Here is a 20,058-nt window from a genome sequence, read left to right on the forward strand (position 1 = left end):
AACTTACACTAAAATGAATTATCAACCCGAAATAGCAATCGTAGAAGCCAATACATTGACCTGTCTCGGTCTGAAAGGAATCCTGGAGGAAATGATTCCTATGGCAACCATACGGACTTTTCATCACTTCAGCGAACTGATGGACGATACTCCCGATATGTATGCCCACTATTTCATTTCCGCACAGATTTACGTGGAGCACAATGCTTTCTTTCTCCCCCGGAAACGAAAAACGATTGTATTGGCAAGCGACAGTCCGCAATTCCAACTGTCCGGCGTACCTGTACTCAACATTCACGAATCCGAAGAAGAGCTGGTGAAAAACATATTGAAACTTCACCAACATGCTCACCATGACGGTTATCCGGTAAAAGATATGCCACCCATGCCTCCGATGCAGCCTCATCAGGAAATTCTATCCGCCCGTGAAATAGAAGTGCTCGTACTGATAACCAAAGGATTAATCAACAAAGAAATAGCAGATAAACTGAATATCAGCCTGACTACCGTTATCACTCACCGAAAAAATATCACGGAGAAATTAGGCATTAAGTCCGTCTCCGGGCTGACTATTTATGCTGTAATGAACGGATATATCGAAGCTGACCGAATCTGACCTCTTAAAAAATAAGTCATAATCCTAATAAATGAGGATTGACTGTCATCTATATTTGCCGTTACTTTGCACCAGATAAATTAACAGCAGATGAAGACAAAGAATATTATGATTGCCCTCACGCTCCTGACGACAGGTACAGCATGGGCGGAAGATTTCCCGAAAGACTCACTAAAAATAGTAGACATCGAAGAAGTGGTAGTGATTGCCACTCCGAAAGAGAATCGTAAGTTGCGTGAATTACCGGTGGCAGCCACTGTTTTATCGCAAGATAATATGCGCGCCAATCAGGTGAACTCTGTGAAAAACCTGACAGGCATCGTCCCTAATCTGTTTATCCCCGATTATGGTTCCAAACTGACCACTTCCATTTATATCCGCGGAATCGGCTCACGTATCAACACTCCGTCCGTAGGACTTTACGTAGACAACATCCCTTATATCGACAAATCCGCTTTCGACTTCAACTATGCTGATATCGAACGTATTGACATTCTCCGAGGACCACAAGGTACTCTCTACGGACGTAATACGATGGGAGGACTTATCAAAGTGCACACAAAATCGCCTTTCACTTATCAAGGTACTGATATCCGCATGGGAGCAGCGACCTACAATAATTATAATGTGTCACTCACCCACTATCACCGGACATCCGACCGCTTCGCTTTTTCTACCGGAGGTTTCTACGAACACACAGGTGGCTTCTTTGAAAATTCGGCAAGAAACAACGAAAAGGTAGACAAGAGCAATGCCGGTGGCGGACGTTTCCGTGGTATTTACCTGCCTAGTTCGAACCTGAAAATAGATATGGCCCTTAGCTATGAATATAGCGATCAGGGCGGATATCCGTATTACTATACCGGGATTACCCCCAGTGCGATAGCTAAAGCGAAAGAAAATGGTAAAGAAATGACAGAAGACCGGGCAGATTATATCGGTAAGATTTCATATAACGACCGCAGCAGTTACCGCCGTGGATTGCTCAACTCCGGTGTTAACATCGAATATCAAGCCAACAACTTTATATTAAGTGCCGTGACAGGTTATCAGAACCTGAACGACCGCATGTTTCTCGATCAGGATTTCACAGAAAGAGATATTTTCAATATTGAGCAAAAGCAACGTGCCAACACCATTTCCGAAGAGATTGTGTTGAAAGCCAAACCCGGAAAAAGATGGCAGTGGGCTACGGGCGCTTTCGGATTCTATCAATGGCTGCATACTACGGGACCTGTTTTGTTTAAAGAAGAAGGAGTGAAGTCGGTCATTGAAAACAACGCCAATGCAGCTTTTGAAGAAGTATCTGCCAAACCCGGAGCTCCCACCATGGGAATGACTGTGCACAACCCGACTTTAAGCGTAGGAGGAACTTTCGACACCCCGACTCTTAGCGGTGCACTTTATCATCAGTCTACTTTCAACAACTTGTTCATAGAAGGACTGTCCGTTACAGCCGGCCTCCGGCTCGATTACGAGAAAATCAGTATGAAGTATAATTCTCTTAGCACTCCTATCGATTTTGGTTTTGATTTTCACTTAGCTATGGGACCCAACCAAATAAACTTGTCTGATCAGAATATGAAAGCCCCTGCCTCTTTCGTTGGCAAGCTCTCTACTGATTATGTACAGCTCCTACCCAAATTTGCTATTCAATATGAATGGAAGAATCAAAATAACGTTTATGCCACCGTCACCCGGGGATATCGTTCGGGAGGATATAACATCCAGATGTTCTCTGACTTATCACAAACAGAATTGAAAAATTCGATGATGAATGCCATCAAAGAAAGTCCGACAATAGGGCAAGATGCCACCTGGGGAAAAACCATCATTAATATGATGAACCAAATGGTACCTACAAAAGAGATTGATGTAAAAGCATCCACCACTTACAAACCCGAATATTCGTGGAACTACGAAGCAGGTAGCCACCTTACTTTATGGGAAGGCAGACTTTGGGCCGACGTCGCAGCATTCTATATGGATACCCGCGACCAACAACTCTCCCAATTTGCAGAAAGTGGTCTGGGACGTATCACGATCAATGCAGGAAAAAGTCGCAGTTATGGTGCAGAAGCAGCCCTTCGTGCCAGTGTGACAAAAGAACTTAGCCTGAATGTCAGTTACGGATATACGTATGCCACCTTTACGGATTATGTAATCACCGAAGAGCAAAAAGACGGCACTTTTAAAGTAACCGCAGATTATAATGGCAAATATGTTCCCTTTGTCCCCAAACATACCTTAAATATCGGAGGAGAATACGCCATCACCTGCAGTCCGCGCTCTATCTTCGACCGGGTTGTATTCCAAGCTAATTATAACGCTGCCGGACGTATCTACTGGACTGAACAAAACGATGTCAGCCAATCTTTCTATGGCACACTCAACTGGAGAACGAATCTGGAAATCGGTGACGCAATGATTAGTTTCTGGGCACGCAACTTCTTGAATAAAGAATATGCCGCCTTCTATTTCGAAACAATGAACAAAGGTTTTATGCAAAAAGGACGCCCAATGCAATTTGGAGTAGATCTCCGCTGCCGGTTCTAATCATTTTCACTCATAGAGATATTATTTAGTCATTTTATTGTCAGCTAAAGATTTTATCCATATAAAACAATGATTATCAATCCATTGACACCTGACAATAAGTGCTGACAATAACCCAAAAACAGGCTGACAATAAAAGATTCGGACTTTTATTGTCAGCCTGTCTCTTATAGATTGATGGCATGGAATACGTGATAGAAGAACGTATGCCTCTATGAAGTATGCATTATAAAGTCGTTATACTTAATTAATCCAATAGGCATTGTTCTCTTAACCCTACGCTATCTTTACCTTTCCATGGCTGTGGTAGCTTCTCTTCACGGCCGTGGAGAGATCTCGTCACGGCTGTGAGAAGAAGTCACCACGGCCGTGGGAAGGTAAAGATAGCGGTACCTTCACACAACTATACCGGCATCTTAACGGAACTTTACCGGTACTCTGGCATTACTTTACCTACAGTTTCCTATTGGTTTGCTTATATCTAAGATTATCTTGTCTACATCTAATACACTTCAACTACACTCCACCACGATTAAGCAAGTTTCTCTGTTCCATCAGACACACGCGTCATTTGATAAGCGATACGCTCTGTACCGTTCTTTACATAAATGATACCACAACGTTGAAAGCCATACTTCGTCAATATATGCTGCATGACTTTATTGTCCCGATGAGTATCTACCCGGAGATTGGGCCAACGTTCGAAACACCAGTTCAAGCAGGTTTCCGATACCCCCTTCTGTTTTCCGTTCGTTGCCAGCCGATGAATCACTCCATAAGGTTCATTATTGAGCCATGTTCCTTCATAAATCTGTTGATAAGTAGGGTCGTCGCCCAAGATAAAACAAAAAGTCCCCAAGATTTCTCCCTGTTCATCTATGCAGACAAAGCTATGTCCATCTTCAATTTCCTGACGAATCAATACTTCAGAAGGATAACCGTCAATCCATTGAGTAGTATTTCCGGTTGCACGCATAAAGGCACGGGCATAGTCATAAATCTCCATCACTAAAGGGAGATCTTTTATTTCGGTAGATCTGATTTCCATCATTTGAAAAGTTATTCAAGAATAAAACAGATAATAAAATTACTCATTGATAGCTCCACAATGGGGGCATACACCTTTTTGCTTCAACTTTTCCCCACAACGCCCACAACGATACTTATACCCAATGTTCCGATGGACTTTCTTCGCAAAAACCAGCATAAAAAAGGCAAGGAACAGATAACCGATATAAATATGTGTCATCAGGATAAAGAAGAAATAGCAGAAAATACAGCAAGACATCAACCCCAGCAGATAAAAGATAGCTGCAGCGGGAGTCAACTGTCGGAACAAATCATCCAGCACCGCCAAAGCGACTATCAAAAACAGCCAAATACTCAACAAGAAGACAGAGAGAATAAAAGGAACTTTGAACGGCGACAAAGTAGGATTGAAATAAAAATGCTCCCACGTTTCCGGCACAAAGACCTGCATCGATTCGTAAATCGTTGCACTGAAAGCCATCAACAAACAGAGAAATAACGGATAAACACTATCTATATCATTAAAATAGACCATCTGCAACTGCTTTCGACGAAAAGCGCGAAACAGATATACACCGACGAATAAAGCGAAGATGATAATGAAATAAGAAGCATGCGTATCACTGAAAAGATGAATGGCCTGCGAAATACTATCAGTCGGCACAAATGACTTCTTGAGTTCTTTTTCACGTATCCAGCCCTGTTCATCCTGTGTGTGAGCCAGCTTCACCCAAACACTGTCTACACTATCGGCAGGGTGAACCGCAAACTCTGCCACCACTACCCTATCCCCTTTATTCAACTGAATAAAAGTATCTTTTATCGGAAGACATTCCAAAGAGATGGAATCATCGACTACTTCCAAGTTTGTATTCCATGTATAATGCCGTTCGTACAAGTAAGTCAACGAGTCTTTCGTCTTCTTCGACAGTTCTTCCGAATCCAAAGCCGGTGCTTTATAATAACAAGATGAGAGCAAAAGTAAACATAGTAGGAGGTTCATCACTGTTTTCATCACTATTTTCACCACAGAGGACGCAGAGGACACAGAGGATAAAAAGGATAAAGAGGGTAAAAAGGGGAAAGAAGGTAAAGAGAAAAACTTTCTACACTTTTTCCAAAAAACACTCAAACAGTCTGTATCAGAAGAATGAGTGAAGATGTTACCTCCACTATATCCTCTGTGTCCTCTGCGTCCTCTGCGTCCTCTGTGGTGAAAACGGTGGTGAAAATTGTGAATAATGATTCTCATTGAGCCGCTTTTACTTTCATTTGACAATTCTTACAATCAAATTCCAGACGAAAACGTTTGCCGTCATTTGACACCAGGTAATAGGGTTCTTTATAAGGTGAACGTACCCGTTGATGGATGGGACACCATCCCATACTGTAACGCAAACAATGTTTGCAGAACATCAGTACCGCATCTTCCACCGCTTCTTTTTCGTAAGCCGCTGCTACCTGTTGAACCCCATGCTCCTGATAGAAAGAGGCTGCACGAGTATTCATGACATTTCCCAGATAGGTTAGCGTCGTTTGTGGAAAAGCATGATTGGTTGACTTCCATACCGACAATTCCTGACGGTAATTGATTCGACGGGCAGTTATTAACCGGTCGATTGCCTGCCGGCGGAAATCGGCTAATACCGAAGCCGGCAGAAACCAGTTGCCGGTAAAAGAGATTTCTATTTCTTTTGCTTCGAAAGGCGTATTCCCCAATTTGGACAGTTGCGTTTTCAGGTTGTCCGTTTGTGGAGTCCGAGCCGGCTCTTTCTCACGTGGAAGGGTGATTGTGACGCTATTATCATCTTCGTCAGTCAATGTCAAAGAGAAACCGGAATGATGGTCGGCAAGCAACATTCGCACTGCGATTTTCCTTTCGGCAGACTTACGGGAAAGCACTCGTTCAAATTCTTGGTCGAAATTACGATACAATGTGGTACGAGGCTTGATGCGAGGCATTTCCTGTGGGTATAGTTTGTTGCTGTCCACCCGGTTGATGCGGAAGCCCTGTAAACGTCCCTGTTCGTCGATATAACAAACACCGTCTCCATTGTTAAAGGATTTAAGTCCCGCAACCGTCAGATAATTGCCGCGAATCTCCTTCACAGTCCCCATCTCCTCGCCCAACGACTTGGGAGTGTCGAAAGAGAAAATCTCTTTGTCACGTCCATGCAGGAAATAATGTGTGAATCCACGACTGAAACTCTTATCCAGTTGTGGCTTAAACTCGAAATTGCACGTACCCGAAGAAGCCCTTACATATTCCGGACGACGGGCAAAGATGGCATCCAGCTTCTGACGATAAGCGGCCGTTACATTCTTCACGTAAGAAACGTCTTTCAGTCGCCCTTCTATCTTGAACGAGGAAGCTCCGGCATCCAGCAATTGCTCCAGTTCGTCACTTTGATTCATATCTTTCAGGGAAAGCAGATGTTTGTCTTTGACAATCACTTTCCCGTCCGCGTCTACCAGACTAAAAGGTAACCGGCAGAATTGCGCACATTCTCCCCGGTTGGCACTACGACCGAAACAGGCTTGGCTGACATAGCACTGCCCGCTATAGCTGACACAAAGTGCCCCATGTACGAATACCTCTAAAGGCACTTCCGGACAATTTTCGTGTATCTTTTTTATTTCACGCAACGATAGTTCCCGCGCCAGGACTACTTGCCGGAAACCCGCCTTCCAAAGGAATTTTACTTTTTCCGGTGTACGGTTGTCCATTTGTGTACTGGCATGAAGCGGTATCGGAGGAAGATTCAACTTCGTGATCCCCATGTCCTGCACAATCAGCGCGTCTACGCCAATCCGATAAAGTGCATGAATCATCTCCTCCGTCTCTTTCAACTCTTCTTCTTTCAGAATCGTATTGACCGTGACATAAATACGTGCATGATACAAATGGGCATGCTGCACCAATGCTTCAATATCTTCCAATGAGTTCACAGCCGCCGCACGGGCACCGAACTTCGGAGCACCGATATATACTGCATCTGCCCCATGATTGATAGCTTCAATGCCACATTCCAGGTTTTTCGCCGGAGCGAGAAGTTCTATTTTACGCTGCTTTATCATTGAATATCGTTGATGTTGTAAGGTGTTTCCTGATAAACGAAGTAGTTCAGCCAATTGGAGAACAACAAATTGGCATGAGCACGCCAACGTACCAACGGGCCTTTTTCAGGATCATTGTCTATATAATAATTGCGGGGCATCTCTATCGGCAAGCCTTTATCGAGATCGCGACGGTATTCCGTGTCCAGTGTCAGCGGAGAATATTCGGAGTGTCCCGTGACAAAGAATTCACGACCGCCCCGTGCCATTGCCATATAGACACCGGCATCTTCCGATTCGGAAAGCAACGTCAATTCCGGAACTTTCAGAATGTCTTCCCTGCGTACTTCTGTATGACGGCTATGCGGCACATAGAAACAATCATCAAAACCACGGAAGATGGAGTGGAAAGGTTCCAATACCCGATGTTCAAAGATACCGAACATCTTCTCTTTCAACGGATATTTAGGAACTCCATAATGATGATACAATCCGGCCTGCGCAGCCCAGCATATATATAAGGTAGAAGTGACATGCGTACGTGCCCAATCAAAGATTTCCGTAATCTCATCCCAATAGGTCACCTCCTCGAAGTCCATCTGTTCTACAGGAGCTCCGGTGATAATCATACCATCATACTTCTCGTGACGCATCTGGTCGAAATCCGTATAGAACGTTTTCATGTGTTCTATCGGCGTATTCTTTGACGTGTGGCTCTTGATCTTCATAAATGAAATCTCCACCTGAAGAGGTGTATTGGAGAGTAAGCGCACCAAGTCTGTTTCCGTTGTAATTTTCAACGGCATCAGATTCAGAATCACAATCCGTAGCGGACGAATATCCTGTTGCGTAGCGCGGGAAGTGTCGATCACAAAAATATTCTCTTCCTTCAAAAGCTCTATCGCAGGTAGTTTATCGGGTAAATTTAAAGGCATAATCGCTATATATTAGTAATTTGAGTGCAAAAATACGAAAAATATAGCAGATTATAGGGAGGTAGCTTATTTAGAAGACGTACAAATTAAGTCAATTTAAACATAGAAGCATAACAACCAATCAATAAAAGCCTTATTTTTGCCGGAGAAATTAGTACTAATAATTTAAATCTTAGAAAAATGGCATACGTAATTAGTGACGATTGTATTGCTTGCGGAACTTGCATTGACGAGTGTCCGGTAGAAGCTATCTCTGAAGGTGATATCTATTCTATCAACCCAGATGTATGTACTGACTGTGGTACTTGTGCAGACGTTTGTCCGTCTGAAGCAATTCACCCGGCTGAATAATACAAGTTACAAAAAGAGTATAGGCTGCTTTCTATGGAAGGCAGCCTTTTTTTATTCCTCTTTCTTCACCACAGATTACACAGATTAACACAGATTAATTCACAATCACACGGATAGAAAAATACAAAGAAGTTCCTTAAACAAAAAATCACCCTTACTGCATACTGTAGTAAGGATGATTTTATTAATCTAATATTTTTCAGACAGACAATCTCTTTTCAATCTGTGTCAATCTGTATAATCTGTGGTGAACTATTATTTCAACTTAGCCAATGCTTCTTTGATACGACGGATAGCCTCTACGATATTTTCATCGCTTGTAGCATAACTCATACGGATACATTCAGGAGCACCGAAAGAGGCACCACCTACACAAGCCACGTGAGCTTCTTCAAGCAAGTACATTGCCAAATCATCTGAATCTGCAATCTTACGTTCGCCGTTGCTCTTTCCAAAGAAAGCATCGCATTTCGGGAACAGATAGAAAGCACCTTGCGGAACGTTTACCTCAAATCCCGGAACTTCCTTAGCCAACTTCACAATCAGGTCACGACGGCGTTGGAATGCTTTCTGCATTTCTTTTACCGGTTCTTGTGTTCCTGTATATGCCACTTCAGCAGCTTTTTGAGAAACAGAGCAAGGACCTGAAGTGTACTGACCTTGCAACTTGTTGCAAGCTTTTACAATCCATTCCGGACCGGCAATGAAACCGATTCTCCATCCTGTCATAGCGTAAGCCTTGGATACACCGTTTACAATCACTGTACGTTCCTTCATTTCTGGGAATTGAGCGATACTCTGATGTGCACCAATATAATTGATATGTTCATAAATCTCATCAGCGATTACTATCACCTGCGGATGTTTAGCCAATACTGCTGACAATCCGGCCAATTCTTCTTTTGTATATACAGAACCTGTCGGATTAGACGGAGAACAAAGAATCAATGCTTTCGTCTTCGGAGTGATGGCTGCCTCCAGCTGTTCCGGAGTAATCTTGAAATCTTGTTCGATACCTGCTGAAACAATTACAGGAGTACCTTCTGCCATTTTCACCATTTCCGGGTAACTTACCCAGTAAGGAGCCGGCACGATGACTTCGTCACCCGGATTTACCAATACAAGGATGGTATTACAAACAGATTGTTTGGCACCATTGGCACACGAAATTTGAGCGGCTGTATATTCCAGACCGTTTTCTTTTTTCAGTTTCTCAACAATAGCATTGCGCAAAGCCGGATAACCCGGTACCGGAGAGTAACGAGAAAAGTTATCATCTATGGCTTTTTTCGCAGCTTCTTTGATGTGGTCAGGAGTATTAAAATCCGGTTCTCCTACACTTAAGTTAATAACATCAACACCCTGTGCCTTGAGCTCGTTGCTCTTTTGCGACATGGCAAGCGTCGCCGATGGCGACAAGCTGTTCAAACGATCTGATAATTGATTCATTTTGTATCTATTTTATTGTTGTTGAGTGAAAATCGTTGCAAAATAAGCGATAATATTTGATATATGAAAACAAATTGGCAATTTACTTATTAAAATGTAAAGTATGCCCCATTCTTTCTTTCTTTGTTCTCAAGTATCGTTCATTATACGGATTAGGAACTGTTTCAACAGGTACATTTTCTACTATCTCCAATCCGTATGCTTCCAAACCAACACGTTTCACCGGATTATTTGTCAAAAGTCTCATTTTGTGTACTCCCAGTTCACGAAGGATTTGTGCGCCTACTCCATAATCACGTTCGTCGGCAAGGTGTCCCAAACAAATATTCGCGTCAACGGTATCCATACCGTCTTCCTGCAACTTATATGCTTTCATCTTTTCCATCAGACCGATGCCACGTCCTTCCTGATTGAGGTAAACCACCACACCTTTTCCTTCTTTTTCGATCATTTCCATCGCTTTATGCAGCTGCTCGCCACAGTCACAACGTTGTGAGCCAAGGATATCCCCAGTAGCGCAAGAGGAATGGACACGTACCAAGATCGGTTCGTCTTCACTCCATGTTCCTTTAAATATAGCCATGTGCTCCAATCCGTTTGATTTCTGGCGGAAAGGAATCAGACGGAACTTTCCGTGTTCGGTAGGCATATTTACTTCTACTCCTTTTTCTACAATGGATTCCTGTTTCAGGCGATAAACGATCAGGTCATGGATAGAAATCAGTTTCAGCCCGTGTTCGTCTGCCATCTGACGGAGTTCGGGCAAACGTGCCATTGTTCCGTCTTCACTCATGATTTCCATCAAGGCACCTGCGGGGTAAAGTCCTGCCAGACGAGCCATATCAATCGTAGCTTCTGTATGTCCGGCACGGCGAAGTACTCCTTTTTCTTGCGCGTACAACGGATTGATGTGTCCGGGACGCCCGAAAGTAGCCGGTGTAGAAGTCGGATCGGCCAACGCCTGAATAGTAGCGGCACGGTCAGAAGCGGAAACACCTGTTGTACAGCCTTCCAATTTGTCAATAGTAACCGTAAAAGGAGTTCCCAACACGGAAGTATTATCACTTACCTGATGCGGTAAATCCAACTCCTTGCAACGAGACACTGTGACAGGTGCACAAAGTACGCCACGTGCATGCTTCAACATGAAATTTACTTTTTCGGGAGTTATCTTTTCAGCTGCAATAATCAAGTCGCCTTCGTTTTCGCGGTCTTCATCATCCACTACTATGACAAACTTGCCTTCTTTGAAGTCGGCAATCGCATCTTCTATTCTATCCATTTTAATAGTCTCTTTCATAACACTTATTTATTGATTTTCTGTATGATGAATTGAATTTGTTCATTGTTCTTTATAATCCGTTCCATATCCTTAGCCAGACGAACGCGGAACGCCCAGATGCGGAAATAGAAAAATAAACCGATAGGGAAAATGACTCCGGCTACCAGATTCAACCAATATATATGGAACGGGCGCACATGAGCAGAAACGGAAATAACCGGATAATTGTTTAATGCACCGATCAAAGTGGCAGATTTCGTATTGGACATTTCTTCGACCAACGCTTCCAGCTTTTCATTGATTGCCATCACCTCGTTATCATCCTCACTCGCCATCCACAACTTAAAGTAATTCGGTGCTTTTTCCAATCGTTTCCTGGCGGCATACGCTTTACACTCTGCCGAAAGTTGTTCCAAATCACCCGTCAGACGTGCGTAATCAGGATCATGAATAATCACTTCTTTCTTAAATATATGACGCACACTACGAATTCCCACAATCTTTTTAAACCAGTTGATATAAGCATCTGCATTAAGCACCACAGAGTCTTTATTCGATTTATAAGTAAGGAAGATTCCTAACGGGGCAAGGACTGCGCTACTTGTCCACATCCCCATCCAAACAATCCACTTACCGTCGCGGGCCATTTTATATCCTGTATTATCAATGATATAATAAATGATAAACACCAACACTGATACGATGACCGGCATTCCCAGACCTCCTTTACGGATAATACCGCCCAACGGAGCTCCGATAAAGAAGAACAGCAGACAAGAAAGTGAAATTGTTATCTTCTTATGCCATTCCGTCTTATGTTTTCGAATACTATAATCATTGTTCTCCATCGTGAATTTCTTGAACCCAAGATCGTTAGCCACGTTCTCCGCACGACTGACAGCAGAAGAAATCACCTTCTGTTTCTGCGTTAAAGAGGCTACTTCGTAAAGGCTGTCTACATTATATTCATGAATATCCGCCTTTTCTATTTTGACCGTATCTTCTTTTGTCAATCCATAAGAAGGACGGAAATTTCCTTCTGCCACTTCCCTGTAATACTGTCGTCCGATACTGTCTCCCACAACCGTCATCGAGTCAATGGAACTCTGCAACTGCGCCATGTCCTTAGCACTGGACTGTTTACCCATAATCTCACCGTCAACCATATTGAAATCGGAATTAAACTCAATAATGGTATGTTTTTCCCTAAATTCCTCGCGTCGGTAAGGTACATTCTCCGATTTCATACTTTGAGCTTTCAGATTCTCAAATAAATCTCCGCTATACAAATGCAGCCAAAGATGCTGTTTATCCGCGGTCATCTCCAAACGCCCGGAATCAGCATATATAATACGTGCTTTCTCAAAGCCATCTTTCATACTATAAATCAGCACATCATATAGCATACCGGTCTTCCGGTTCTTCTTAGCTACCTTTAAATTATAGTCCTTGATTTCAGAATAGAAAACTCCTTCCGGAATGTCCAACTCCGGAGATTTTTGTTTCATCGAAAGGATCAGGGTTCCCAGCTTAGCCTGGGCGATAGGACCTACTACATTTTGGAAATAGAATGAGACACCGACAAGCCCGCAAACGAAGAAAGCAAGCGGACGCATGATTTTAAGGAGAGAAATACCTGCGGCTTTCATCGCAAGCAATTCATAACGCTCGCCAAAGTTACCGAAAGTAATCAAAGAAGCCAGTAGCACTGCCAATGGCAACGATACCGGCACTAATGTTAACGCGGAATAAAAGAAGAATTGAGCCATTACGCTCATCTCCAATCCCTTTCCGACCAATTCGTCTACATATCTCCACAGGAACTGCATCATGAATATGAACAGACAGATGAAGAATGTACCAATAAAGAGCATCAAAAAACTCTTTACGATGAATATATCTAATTTCTTTATGCGTAGCATCTTAATAGGTTCGTGCAATTAGGATGCAAAATTAGCACAAAAAAAGGAGCATCGAAAATTTTTAGTTGAAAGTTAACTAAAAACCACAAGTTCTTCTTAATTTAGCTACTTGCGACTCCCACAATTCTTTCATATCGGCTACTTCATCCGGCTCTGCGAAATCGGTAATTTCCAACACATAGTCACTAGTCAGCTCATTATAAGTCATCTTGATTTCAAAATAATCGCGTTCGTTTTCATCATCCTGCCAACGGAAGCGGATAAAAGAGAAAGAGCGAATGGCAATAATTTCTGCTTTCCTCTGTTCTGTCTTGCCCCAATGAAACTCTACTATTTTATCGTCAGAAATAACTTTGTCTGCAAACCAGTCCTCCAACCCGGTCGGTGTGCTAATAGCTCCCCAAAGTATATTTTTAGATGTTGCATTCAACAAATACTCCAAATGAATCTTTTCCTTTTTCATAGCAATTTCGAATTGTTTTTACGTGTGCCAAGATAAATACTTTTTTCTAAATACACCGCATAAATCAGACACTTTATTTAATTATTCTTTCATTATCGAGCCTCAAACTCCCTGTTTATAGGGAAAACCAAGACCCGTATTAAAGAAAAAACACAAAAAAGTTATGAATTGTTTTGGAGATTATAAAAAATCATCTATCTTTGCACCCGCAATCGAGAAACGATGGCGGGATAGCTCAGCTGGTTAGAGCGCATGATTCATAATCATGAGGTCCCCGGTTCAATCCCGGGTCCCGCTACTTGATAAGAATAAGGCATTTGGGAGGCTTCCACTTCTGGGTGCTTTTTTCTTTTATACATCAATTGGTGGCGGTTTACACTATGGTTTACACCAGTGCAAATCATATATCAATCAGATTAAACATTATTCATTATTAAACATATCAAATTGACTTTACCCAAACAAGTTCCAGTCAATATTATCCTTCCCACTTATCCATTAAACCATAATACTCCAGTTTCATCCAAAGGGATATTTGAGCAATGATAGATTAACGCTAATAAGCAACTTTACATCATTTATTTAAGATTCCATTCTTACATTATGTTCACCCCCCCTTCTTTGTAATTTTGTAGTAGATAAATCAATCACTAATCTATTAACATTAATTCTAATATGAGAGTAACAGAGAAGACTAACACAATTCATTATTTACCACAAGAGATTAAAGAAACCAAACTCACAGAAGTAACATACCTACCTATTACAAGGGAAATGTTAGAACAACTATTCTCAAATTCAGCTAAGAAGAATAAGCATAAATTAGTTAAGAAGAGAAGGAGGTAATTAATAAGGCAGCAAATGAATGTTACTTCAAATGCTGCCTTTATTTGTTGGATTAAGAGGTCAACCTCTCTTATAGGTCATCTTAGCATAATGTTCAGATGTTTCATCCTTATCATGAAATTCAAGTACTAACTTATTGGAACTGATTTCAAGAACCTTTAAATCATACTGTTCATATTCATCTTCAATAAGAGTTATAACATTACCATTCACTTCCCATTTCTCAATACTCTGCGGGTTACTTGTACCGTCCAAATCATATTCACTGTAAGTACCGTCTTCTCTAAAGGTGAAGTTACCGAAATATTCACATTCATCTTTAGGCGCATGACTCCATGCTTCATCATCTTCGGGATATTCAGAATCCTTAATGAATCCTTCCTCATAAGTAAGTACCCAATGCCCTATAATCTTCTCTGCAAGAGGTCTGTTGTCCTCTTCATCGTCATCACTACAAGCAACGAAATTTACACTCATAATAATGGCTACTATAGCCATACCAATAAATCTTAATGTCTTCATCTTTAAATTGTTTTAGTTAATTAATAAATTATACATTAGGGTTCACCTCATTATCATTTAAATCACCACCGTTGAAATTCATATCAACATTCTCGTTTCCCATTGGAGTATCATCCTCTTTAACTCCTAAAGAAGAATCTGTAGTACCACCATTCACATTTACATTGACAGTAGTCATTACATTGCGTTTTACAGTAATTACCTCCTCAAACGTTTGGGTTGCTCCATTAGCCCGTTTCCATTTTAACCGTATGGTGAAGTCTTTAGTATAGTTCTCTGCTTGCCAACATTCATAAACCTCATAGAAGGTGTACATAGAAGAAGATTCCAATATATTATCGTCTGCTGATACCTCCACATTGGAATTTATGGAATGGTAAGAGTTATCATTTGTTGTAATACTGCTAATATACAGTTTACCGTCTACAGGTGGAGTTACTATAAATTTAAGTCCAAAGGCTGTACGTTTTAGATCTATATTAGCAACTCCGTCTTTAGTAGGAATATAATCGGTTAACTCGCCATAGAATCTATCTGTTTTAGGATAATTGCTTCTGACAAAACTTGACTCCGTACATACGTCCGTAGTACCATATTTAATGTAATCTAAATATCGGTAAGTCGTTGTTGAGACATGGAATTTATTAGTCAGTTGGGTAACTGTGTTTGCGTTATAATCTCCATTATAATTATCTCCAGACATAAAAGGTCTTCCATAATATCCATTCTTATCATGATAAATTATATCATTGTCATTCTGTATCATGGTACATTCAAACTTATACCTATATCCACTAATCAGGGATATAGTCATATCTTGAATGTTGTCAAACAATCCATAGGCATAATTATCATACCACGTATTTCCGTCCTTCTTATAATACACATTAATCCCATATATCTTCTTTGGTGCAACTTCTGTTCTGCTTAAAGGAGTTTCAGAAGTGGAGATAAACTCTCCGCCCAAATTGAATGAGATAGTGTAGGTTTCTTGGTTAGTCTGCTCCTTAGGTGGTAGTTCATCCTCATTATTACTACAAGAGAATAGAGTACTACTTCCTATGAGAAGCATACCAATTAATCTGAATATCTTCATTGTAATAATCTGTTTGTGCTTCTACGTTCCCAATAGAGAGCGTTAATAATTTAGATATAAGTGTGAGGAACACAACACGGAGTTGCACACTTCTTTGATAAAGAACTGTTGAGTAGTAAAATAGACTGTCTGTTTCTTATATACCTGTATTTATGCCAACCTGTTCCCTATAGTTGGTTACTACATACAAGAAGCGTGGGAACTATTGAATATTACCTAATCCGAGGCTCTGGACTGCCCAAACACAAGTAATAAACAATAGCCCACGCCAAACGATATATAGACTATCTAATAAGATAGGTATATAACATTGACGTGAGCGTTCTTGCTTATTATCCTTGTGTTTTGAAATTGTCCAGATTTCAGATTAAGGATAATATCTTAAACGCTCTTCGTTAACTATGTCCCTTCAGCCCTAACACATTAGGTATCTGAAATTGCTACAAAGTTACGAATTTACGTTTGATTAGCAAGAACTATTGTTTATTAAATGTTGAGAGCTGTCTCTACTCAATAAATCAAGGTTGGTATGAAACTTGCCAAATCCCCATATAAGTAGAAATTCTGAACTTCCATACCAACCTAATTATCAGAAGCTAAGGCAATCATAGGTATTTAATAATTCCTCTTGCCTTAATCCCAAGTATCTCTTAGTAATTGACACACTGGAATGATTGAATAGCTCCATGAGCTTAACAAGTGCAAGCTCTGAATTATCACTGTTCATATTATAGACCTGTCTGCCAAAGGTCTTCCTAAGAGAATGACAACTGAAATTGCCTATATGCAACCTGTACTTCTTCTTAATCTCCTTCAACATGACATTGATTCTCTGAACTGTGTAGACTGTTCCCTTCTGACTTATCAATACAGGAGCATTTATGCCAACTGGATTTATATGCTCATAACAATCTCTGATATGTTGTTGTAGCTGCATGTTNTTTATGCCAACTGGATTTATATGCTCATAACAATCTCTGATATGTTGTTGTAGCTGCATGTTAATCCTAATTGTCCTTTGCTTCCCTGTTTTAATCTCTGTAATGGTAAACTCTTCTGCATCTAGTATCAGATTCCACCTTAAGGCAAGAATATCAGAAATTCTTAGACCTGTGAAGCAACCCAAAGCGATAAGAAGTGACATCTTATAATTATTATCTCTTGCCAACTTTCTTATTAAGTTCATTGCTTCGCTCCATTGCAGATAATCTGCTGTTGTACTTGAATATTTAAGTGACATAATGTTCTGTTTTATAGTGAAACTAATATAAGTGAATATTAATTTTAAACTGGAATATCTAACTTACTGATTATTAGCTAAACATTCACTAATTAACAAAGTGAATATTATACTACTAGCTATAGCTAATAAAGAGTACCTATATATAGTATATAGATACCCTTATTAGTACTTCATATACTACCTCAACATAATAATTTGAAATATTGATATATAGTCCAAATAATCATGAAGAAGAATACAATAGGTGAAACCGCACATGCAATAAAGAACATAATAGTCCAAAATATAACAGCGAATAATGCTACTAACATAAATCGCTAATTATTAATTAAGTAATGAATAAATTAAGGGACACCCTTATTATATGGATGTCCCCTATTAAATACTGTATAATACCACTAACTAAGAAACCATTGGTATTTGTCATCACCGTGTAAAGCGGAACATATACCCGTTGCAAGTTCTGTAGCATTATAGGCTCTATCCAAGAATGAATCTATATAGCTACTCTTATTTGCACCTGTGAGCAAGTTGTAGAACTTCCACATAGACAAATCATTCCCCAAGCTGCCAAAGTTCTCATCATTGATATATGCTTTAGCCACATTGTTAACCTGTGTATCAGTAAGCAGCATTTTAGGTATATCTTTCTGATAGCCTTGCGGTAATGACTGATAAAGTCTCATTCTGCCTAATAGTTGGCAGAACTGATGCTCCGTCATACTGGTATTGCCTAAAGACTGCATCAAATGTATGTGTTTGGCTGCATCGTATTTGTGGAACATCTCCAATACCGCTTGATATAAATCCCTTGTATTGGTAACTTCCAAGCAACTAAGATAACCGTCCGTAGATACACATAGATTTGTGCAAACCTTACAAGTAAAGCCAATAAACACTTTAAACCGCTCCGCACCCTTCTTTGAATAAAGATTGGTGTGGTTATAAGCTCTGACACCGCCAATAGTAAGTGTTAGCCTGTTACCGTGTACTGTCTCATAGATAGTAGGAACTTCAATAACAAAAGCGCACCTCTCGTAGTAGATAGTCTTGTCACTCTCTAATAACTGGTTGGCTGGCTTATGAATTGCTTCGGGAATCCTACCCTTGATTACATGAGAAACACGAATATCTGGCGATTCAATTTGTTCACCGCTAAAGAATGTATTGGTTGCATCCTGTACCGCTTCAATGAAAGCCACATGAGATAATGTAGCTTCGTTGTCCTTTGCGAATACGGGTATAATACAATCATTCCTTAGATGCTCCAAACTGGCTTCAATCGTATTGGCTTCAATGAATAGAGGTCGTTTCTGCTTAATAATTGGCTCTTCAATTATTACCGCTTCTTCTGCATATTCACCAAAGTTTCTACTAGTTCTTTGTACTGGCATAATCTGTAATGTTGATTCCATAATCTGATAAATTATTAAGTTAATATGATTAGTAAATACTGCATTTGAGGACAAAATGAGNAAATGAGGGCTTAACATGAAGTTCTATTCATTCACTTATCTTTGTGCATCTTTATATGTAGACATATACAAATCGTTGATAAGTCCGCACATTTCAGAAGTTCAAAGCGTTTGTGGACTGAATAGCGATTCATGTTATCCTTTCATTTCTCCAATAATGGGTAAGGGGGTGTTTTAGGGTAACAATAAAGCTTAGCGCATGATATACATCTGATATATGTCAGCCTGTTCACTGACAAATCAAATATTTTACTCTATAGCTGCATAAAGTCTAAATAGAAACACGACCTAAATCTAAAGGGCGGGGGTATGATTTTAGATACCCTATTCTTGGGTTGGGGTATATAATAAGAAACTCCAAACCGTATTAGTGGTNACCTAAATCTAAAGGGCGGGGGTATGATTTTAGATACCCTATTCTTGGGTTGGGGTATATAATAAGAAACTCCAAACCGTATTAGTGGTCTGGAGTTTTACTCTTATTCAATCAAAGCCTTGATAGCCTTCTTGGTTCTTGTTCTCCTTAGTTGGCTTAATCCAAGATGCTGATATCCCTGTTCTAATATTGGGTCTCTCTTCATAAGGCTTTCCAACTCCTGCCGCTCGTTATCAGTCAGAGCGGATTTCTCCTTCAAGTCACAGAAGCGTTTGAGCCTGTCTCTGAATTGGGGAGTGGTAAGTATGCCTTTGATAATATTCTCGTCTGCGATACTCCATTCATACGTCTGGACTATTGCCATGCCCAACTGTCTGTAGCCTTCCTGCAATGCTTCTGCCGACCTGTACACTATACGTGTAGTCCAGTGTTGGTAGAGTTTTAACTGGGCAACCATGTCATTGACTTCATACCTGTCACCCTTCTTGATGATATATGTATCAGCCCCCAGTTTCTTAAGTTCATCGTCCTGCTGTTTCTTTGCAACTTCCCCTAACTTGCTCTCATTCAATACCTGTACCCGTTCCTCTGCTGCTGCAAGCTCCTTAGCTATCTTCTGCTTCATTTCGTCAAACGGAAGGTAGTAGTTCATAACCTTTGGATTGAAGATATGGACTATCTTGTTTCTGAACGGATTGGACTTGGTTCTGATACGTCCTGCAATCTGGGGAATATCCATATCAATGCTGATTAGGGTATGCTTGTTGTAACCGTTGCTGACAATGAAGCATATTGCCGTTTCAGAATAATAATCCACTCCTTCAAACGCCTTACAGGTTA

Annotated in this window: 15 protein-coding genes, 1 tRNA gene and 1 pseudogene; 4 read left to right on the top strand and 13 right to left on the bottom strand. The window is 40.6% G+C overall.

Annotation, left to right across the window (positions count from 1 at the left end):
- Positions 1–13 precede the first annotated feature (13 nt).
- Positions 14–616: a response regulator transcription factor gene (locus KQP79_RS20525; protein ID WP_004306407.1), complete on the top strand. Its 603-nt coding sequence runs from the start codon at positions 14–16 to the stop codon at positions 614–616.
- 90 nt (positions 617–706) lie between these two features.
- Positions 707–3,172: a TonB-dependent receptor gene (locus KQP79_RS20530; RefSeq protein ID WP_171036043.1), complete on the top strand. Its 2,466-nt coding sequence runs from the start codon at positions 707–709 to the stop codon at positions 3,170–3,172.
- 532 nt (positions 3,173–3,704) lie between these two features.
- On the opposite strand, the gene KQP79_RS20535 is transcribed toward KQP79_RS20530, so the two are convergent.
- Genes KQP79_RS20535 through metA form a run of 4 tightly spaced genes read right to left on the bottom strand, consistent with a single transcriptional unit; the run spans position 3,705 to position 8,193 of the window.
- On the bottom strand, positions 3,705–4,223 hold the full coding sequence (locus tag KQP79_RS20535) for a GNAT family N-acetyltransferase (protein WP_004314570.1): 519 nt from the start codon (positions 4,221–4,223) through the stop codon (positions 3,705–3,707).
- 36 nt (positions 4,224–4,259) lie between these two features.
- Positions 4,260–5,453, bottom strand: a complete 1,194-nt coding sequence (locus KQP79_RS20540) for a zinc ribbon domain-containing protein (RefSeq protein WP_171036042.1) — start codon at positions 5,451–5,453, stop codon at positions 4,260–4,262.
- Entirely contained in the window at positions 5,450–7,279 is a 1,830-nt protein-coding gene (locus tag KQP79_RS20545; RefSeq protein ID WP_138343926.1) for a peptidase U32 family protein, read from the bottom strand. Before KQP79_RS20545 ends, KQP79_RS20540 begins: the two co-directional genes overlap by 4 nt.
- The gene (metA, locus tag KQP79_RS20550) at positions 7,276–8,193 is read right to left on the bottom strand and encodes a homoserine O-acetyltransferase MetA (protein ID WP_004314573.1); all 918 of its coding nucleotides are present in this window, start codon (positions 8,191–8,193) and stop codon (positions 7,276–7,278) included. The genes KQP79_RS20545 and metA overlap by 4 nt, the downstream gene beginning before the upstream one ends.
- A gap of 180 nt (positions 8,194–8,373) precedes the next feature.
- Between metA and KQP79_RS20555 the strand changes: the two genes are divergently transcribed.
- The gene (locus KQP79_RS20555) at positions 8,374–8,544 is read left to right on the top strand and encodes a DUF362 domain-containing protein (protein WP_002559159.1); all 171 of its coding nucleotides are present in this window, start codon (positions 8,374–8,376) and stop codon (positions 8,542–8,544) included.
- Between the two features lie 255 nt (positions 8,545–8,799).
- Here KQP79_RS20555 and KQP79_RS20560 read toward each other — a convergent pair whose 3' ends face one another.
- The 4 genes from KQP79_RS20560 to KQP79_RS20575 form a co-directional block, all read right to left on the bottom strand.
- A complete protein-coding gene (locus KQP79_RS20560) occupies positions 8,800–9,993 on the bottom strand; it encodes a pyridoxal phosphate-dependent aminotransferase (protein WP_004306402.1) in 1,194 nt (397 codons plus the stop codon).
- An 82-nt stretch (positions 9,994–10,075) separates the two neighbouring features.
- Positions 10,076–11,293 carry a bifunctional 3,4-dihydroxy-2-butanone-4-phosphate synthase/GTP cyclohydrolase II gene (locus KQP79_RS20565; RefSeq protein WP_004309056.1) on the bottom strand — a complete coding sequence of 406 codons (1,218 nt, stop codon included), beginning with the start codon at positions 11,291–11,293 and terminating at the stop codon, positions 10,076–10,078.
- A 5-nt stretch (positions 11,294–11,298) separates the two neighbouring features.
- The gene (locus KQP79_RS20570; protein WP_032812063.1) at positions 11,299–13,197 is read right to left on the bottom strand and encodes an LptF/LptG family permease; all 1,899 of its coding nucleotides are present in this window, start codon (positions 13,195–13,197) and stop codon (positions 11,299–11,301) included.
- A 76-nt stretch (positions 13,198–13,273) separates the two neighbouring features.
- The gene (locus tag KQP79_RS20575) at positions 13,274–13,660 is read right to left on the bottom strand and encodes an START-like domain-containing protein (RefSeq protein WP_008999058.1); all 387 of its coding nucleotides are present in this window, start codon (positions 13,658–13,660) and stop codon (positions 13,274–13,276) included.
- 224 nt (positions 13,661–13,884) lie between these two features.
- Here KQP79_RS20575 and KQP79_RS20580 point away from each other — a divergent pair.
- A tRNA-Met gene (locus KQP79_RS20580) sits at positions 13,885–13,958 on the top strand.
- A gap of 608 nt (positions 13,959–14,566) precedes the next feature.
- Here KQP79_RS20580 and KQP79_RS20585 read toward each other — a convergent pair.
- The 5 genes and pseudogenes from KQP79_RS20585 to KQP79_RS20605 form a co-directional block, all read right to left on the bottom strand.
- A complete protein-coding gene (locus KQP79_RS20585) occupies positions 14,567–15,028 on the bottom strand; it encodes a lipocalin family protein (RefSeq protein ID WP_061448247.1) in 462 nt (153 codons plus the stop codon).
- A 28-nt stretch (positions 15,029–15,056) separates the two neighbouring features.
- A complete protein-coding gene (locus KQP79_RS20590) occupies positions 15,057–16,124 on the bottom strand; it encodes a hypothetical protein (protein ID WP_225483723.1) in 1,068 nt (355 codons plus the stop codon).
- Positions 16,125–16,713: 589 nt separating this feature from the next.
- On the bottom strand, positions 16,714–17,364 hold the full coding sequence (locus tag KQP79_RS20595) for a tyrosine-type recombinase/integrase (RefSeq protein ID WP_264386557.1): 651 nt from the start codon (positions 17,362–17,364) through the stop codon (positions 16,714–16,716).
- A gap of 401 nt (positions 17,365–17,765) precedes the next feature.
- Positions 17,766–18,782 carry a DUF3871 family protein gene (locus KQP79_RS20600; RefSeq protein ID WP_004323047.1) on the bottom strand — a complete coding sequence of 339 codons (1,017 nt, stop codon included), beginning with the start codon at positions 18,780–18,782 and terminating at the stop codon, positions 17,766–17,768.
- Positions 18,783–19,321: 539 nt separating this feature from the next.
- Positions 19,322–20,058: pseudogene (locus tag KQP79_RS20605) on the bottom strand (hypothetical protein); the annotation flags it as partial.

The sequence above is a fragment of the Bacteroides sp. DH3716P genome (assembly GCF_025914115.1).
Classification (GTDB): Bacteria; Bacteroidota; Bacteroidia; order Bacteroidales; family Bacteroidaceae; genus Bacteroides; species Bacteroides ovatus.

Bases quoted from the DNA above. Each gene is read 5' to 3' on its own strand.
- KQP79_RS20525 (WP_004306407.1), top strand. From the start codon at position 14: ATGAATTATCAACCCGAAATAGCAATCGTAGAAGCCAATACATTGACC.
- KQP79_RS20530 (WP_171036043.1), top strand. From the start codon at position 707: ATGAAGACAAAGAATATTATGATTGCCCTCACGCTCCTGACGACAGGT.
- KQP79_RS20535 (WP_004314570.1), bottom strand. From the start codon at position 4,223: ATGATGGAAATCAGATCTACCGAAATAAAAGATCTCCCTTTAGTGATG.
- KQP79_RS20540 (WP_171036042.1), bottom strand. From the start codon at position 5,453: ATGAGAATCATTATTCACAATTTTCACCACCGTTTTCACCACAGAGGA.
- KQP79_RS20545 (WP_138343926.1), bottom strand. From the start codon at position 7,279: ATGATAAAGCAGCGTAAAATAGAACTTCTCGCTCCGGCGAAAAACCTG.
- metA (WP_004314573.1), bottom strand. From the start codon at position 8,193: ATGCCTTTAAATTTACCCGATAAACTACCTGCGATAGAGCTTTTGAAG.
- KQP79_RS20555 (WP_002559159.1), top strand. From the start codon at position 8,374: ATGGCATACGTAATTAGTGACGATTGTATTGCTTGCGGAACTTGCATT.
- KQP79_RS20560 (WP_004306402.1), bottom strand. From the start codon at position 9,993: ATGAATCAATTATCAGATCGTTTGAACAGCTTGTCGCCATCGGCGACG.
- KQP79_RS20565 (WP_004309056.1), bottom strand. From the start codon at position 11,293: ATGAAAGAGACTATTAAAATGGATAGAATAGAAGATGCGATTGCCGAC.
- KQP79_RS20570 (WP_032812063.1), bottom strand. From the start codon at position 13,197: ATGCTACGCATAAAGAAATTAGATATATTCATCGTAAAGAGTTTTTTG.
- KQP79_RS20575 (WP_008999058.1), bottom strand. From the start codon at position 13,660: ATGAAAAAGGAAAAGATTCATTTGGAGTATTTGTTGAATGCAACATCT.
- KQP79_RS20585 (WP_061448247.1), bottom strand. From the start codon at position 15,028: ATGAAGACATTAAGATTTATTGGTATGGCTATAGTAGCCATTATTATG.
- KQP79_RS20590 (WP_225483723.1), bottom strand. From the start codon at position 16,124: ATGAAGATATTCAGATTAATTGGTATGCTTCTCATAGGAAGTAGTACT.
- KQP79_RS20600 (WP_004323047.1), bottom strand. From the start codon at position 18,782: ATGGAATCAACATTACAGATTATGCCAGTACAAAGAACTAGTAGAAAC.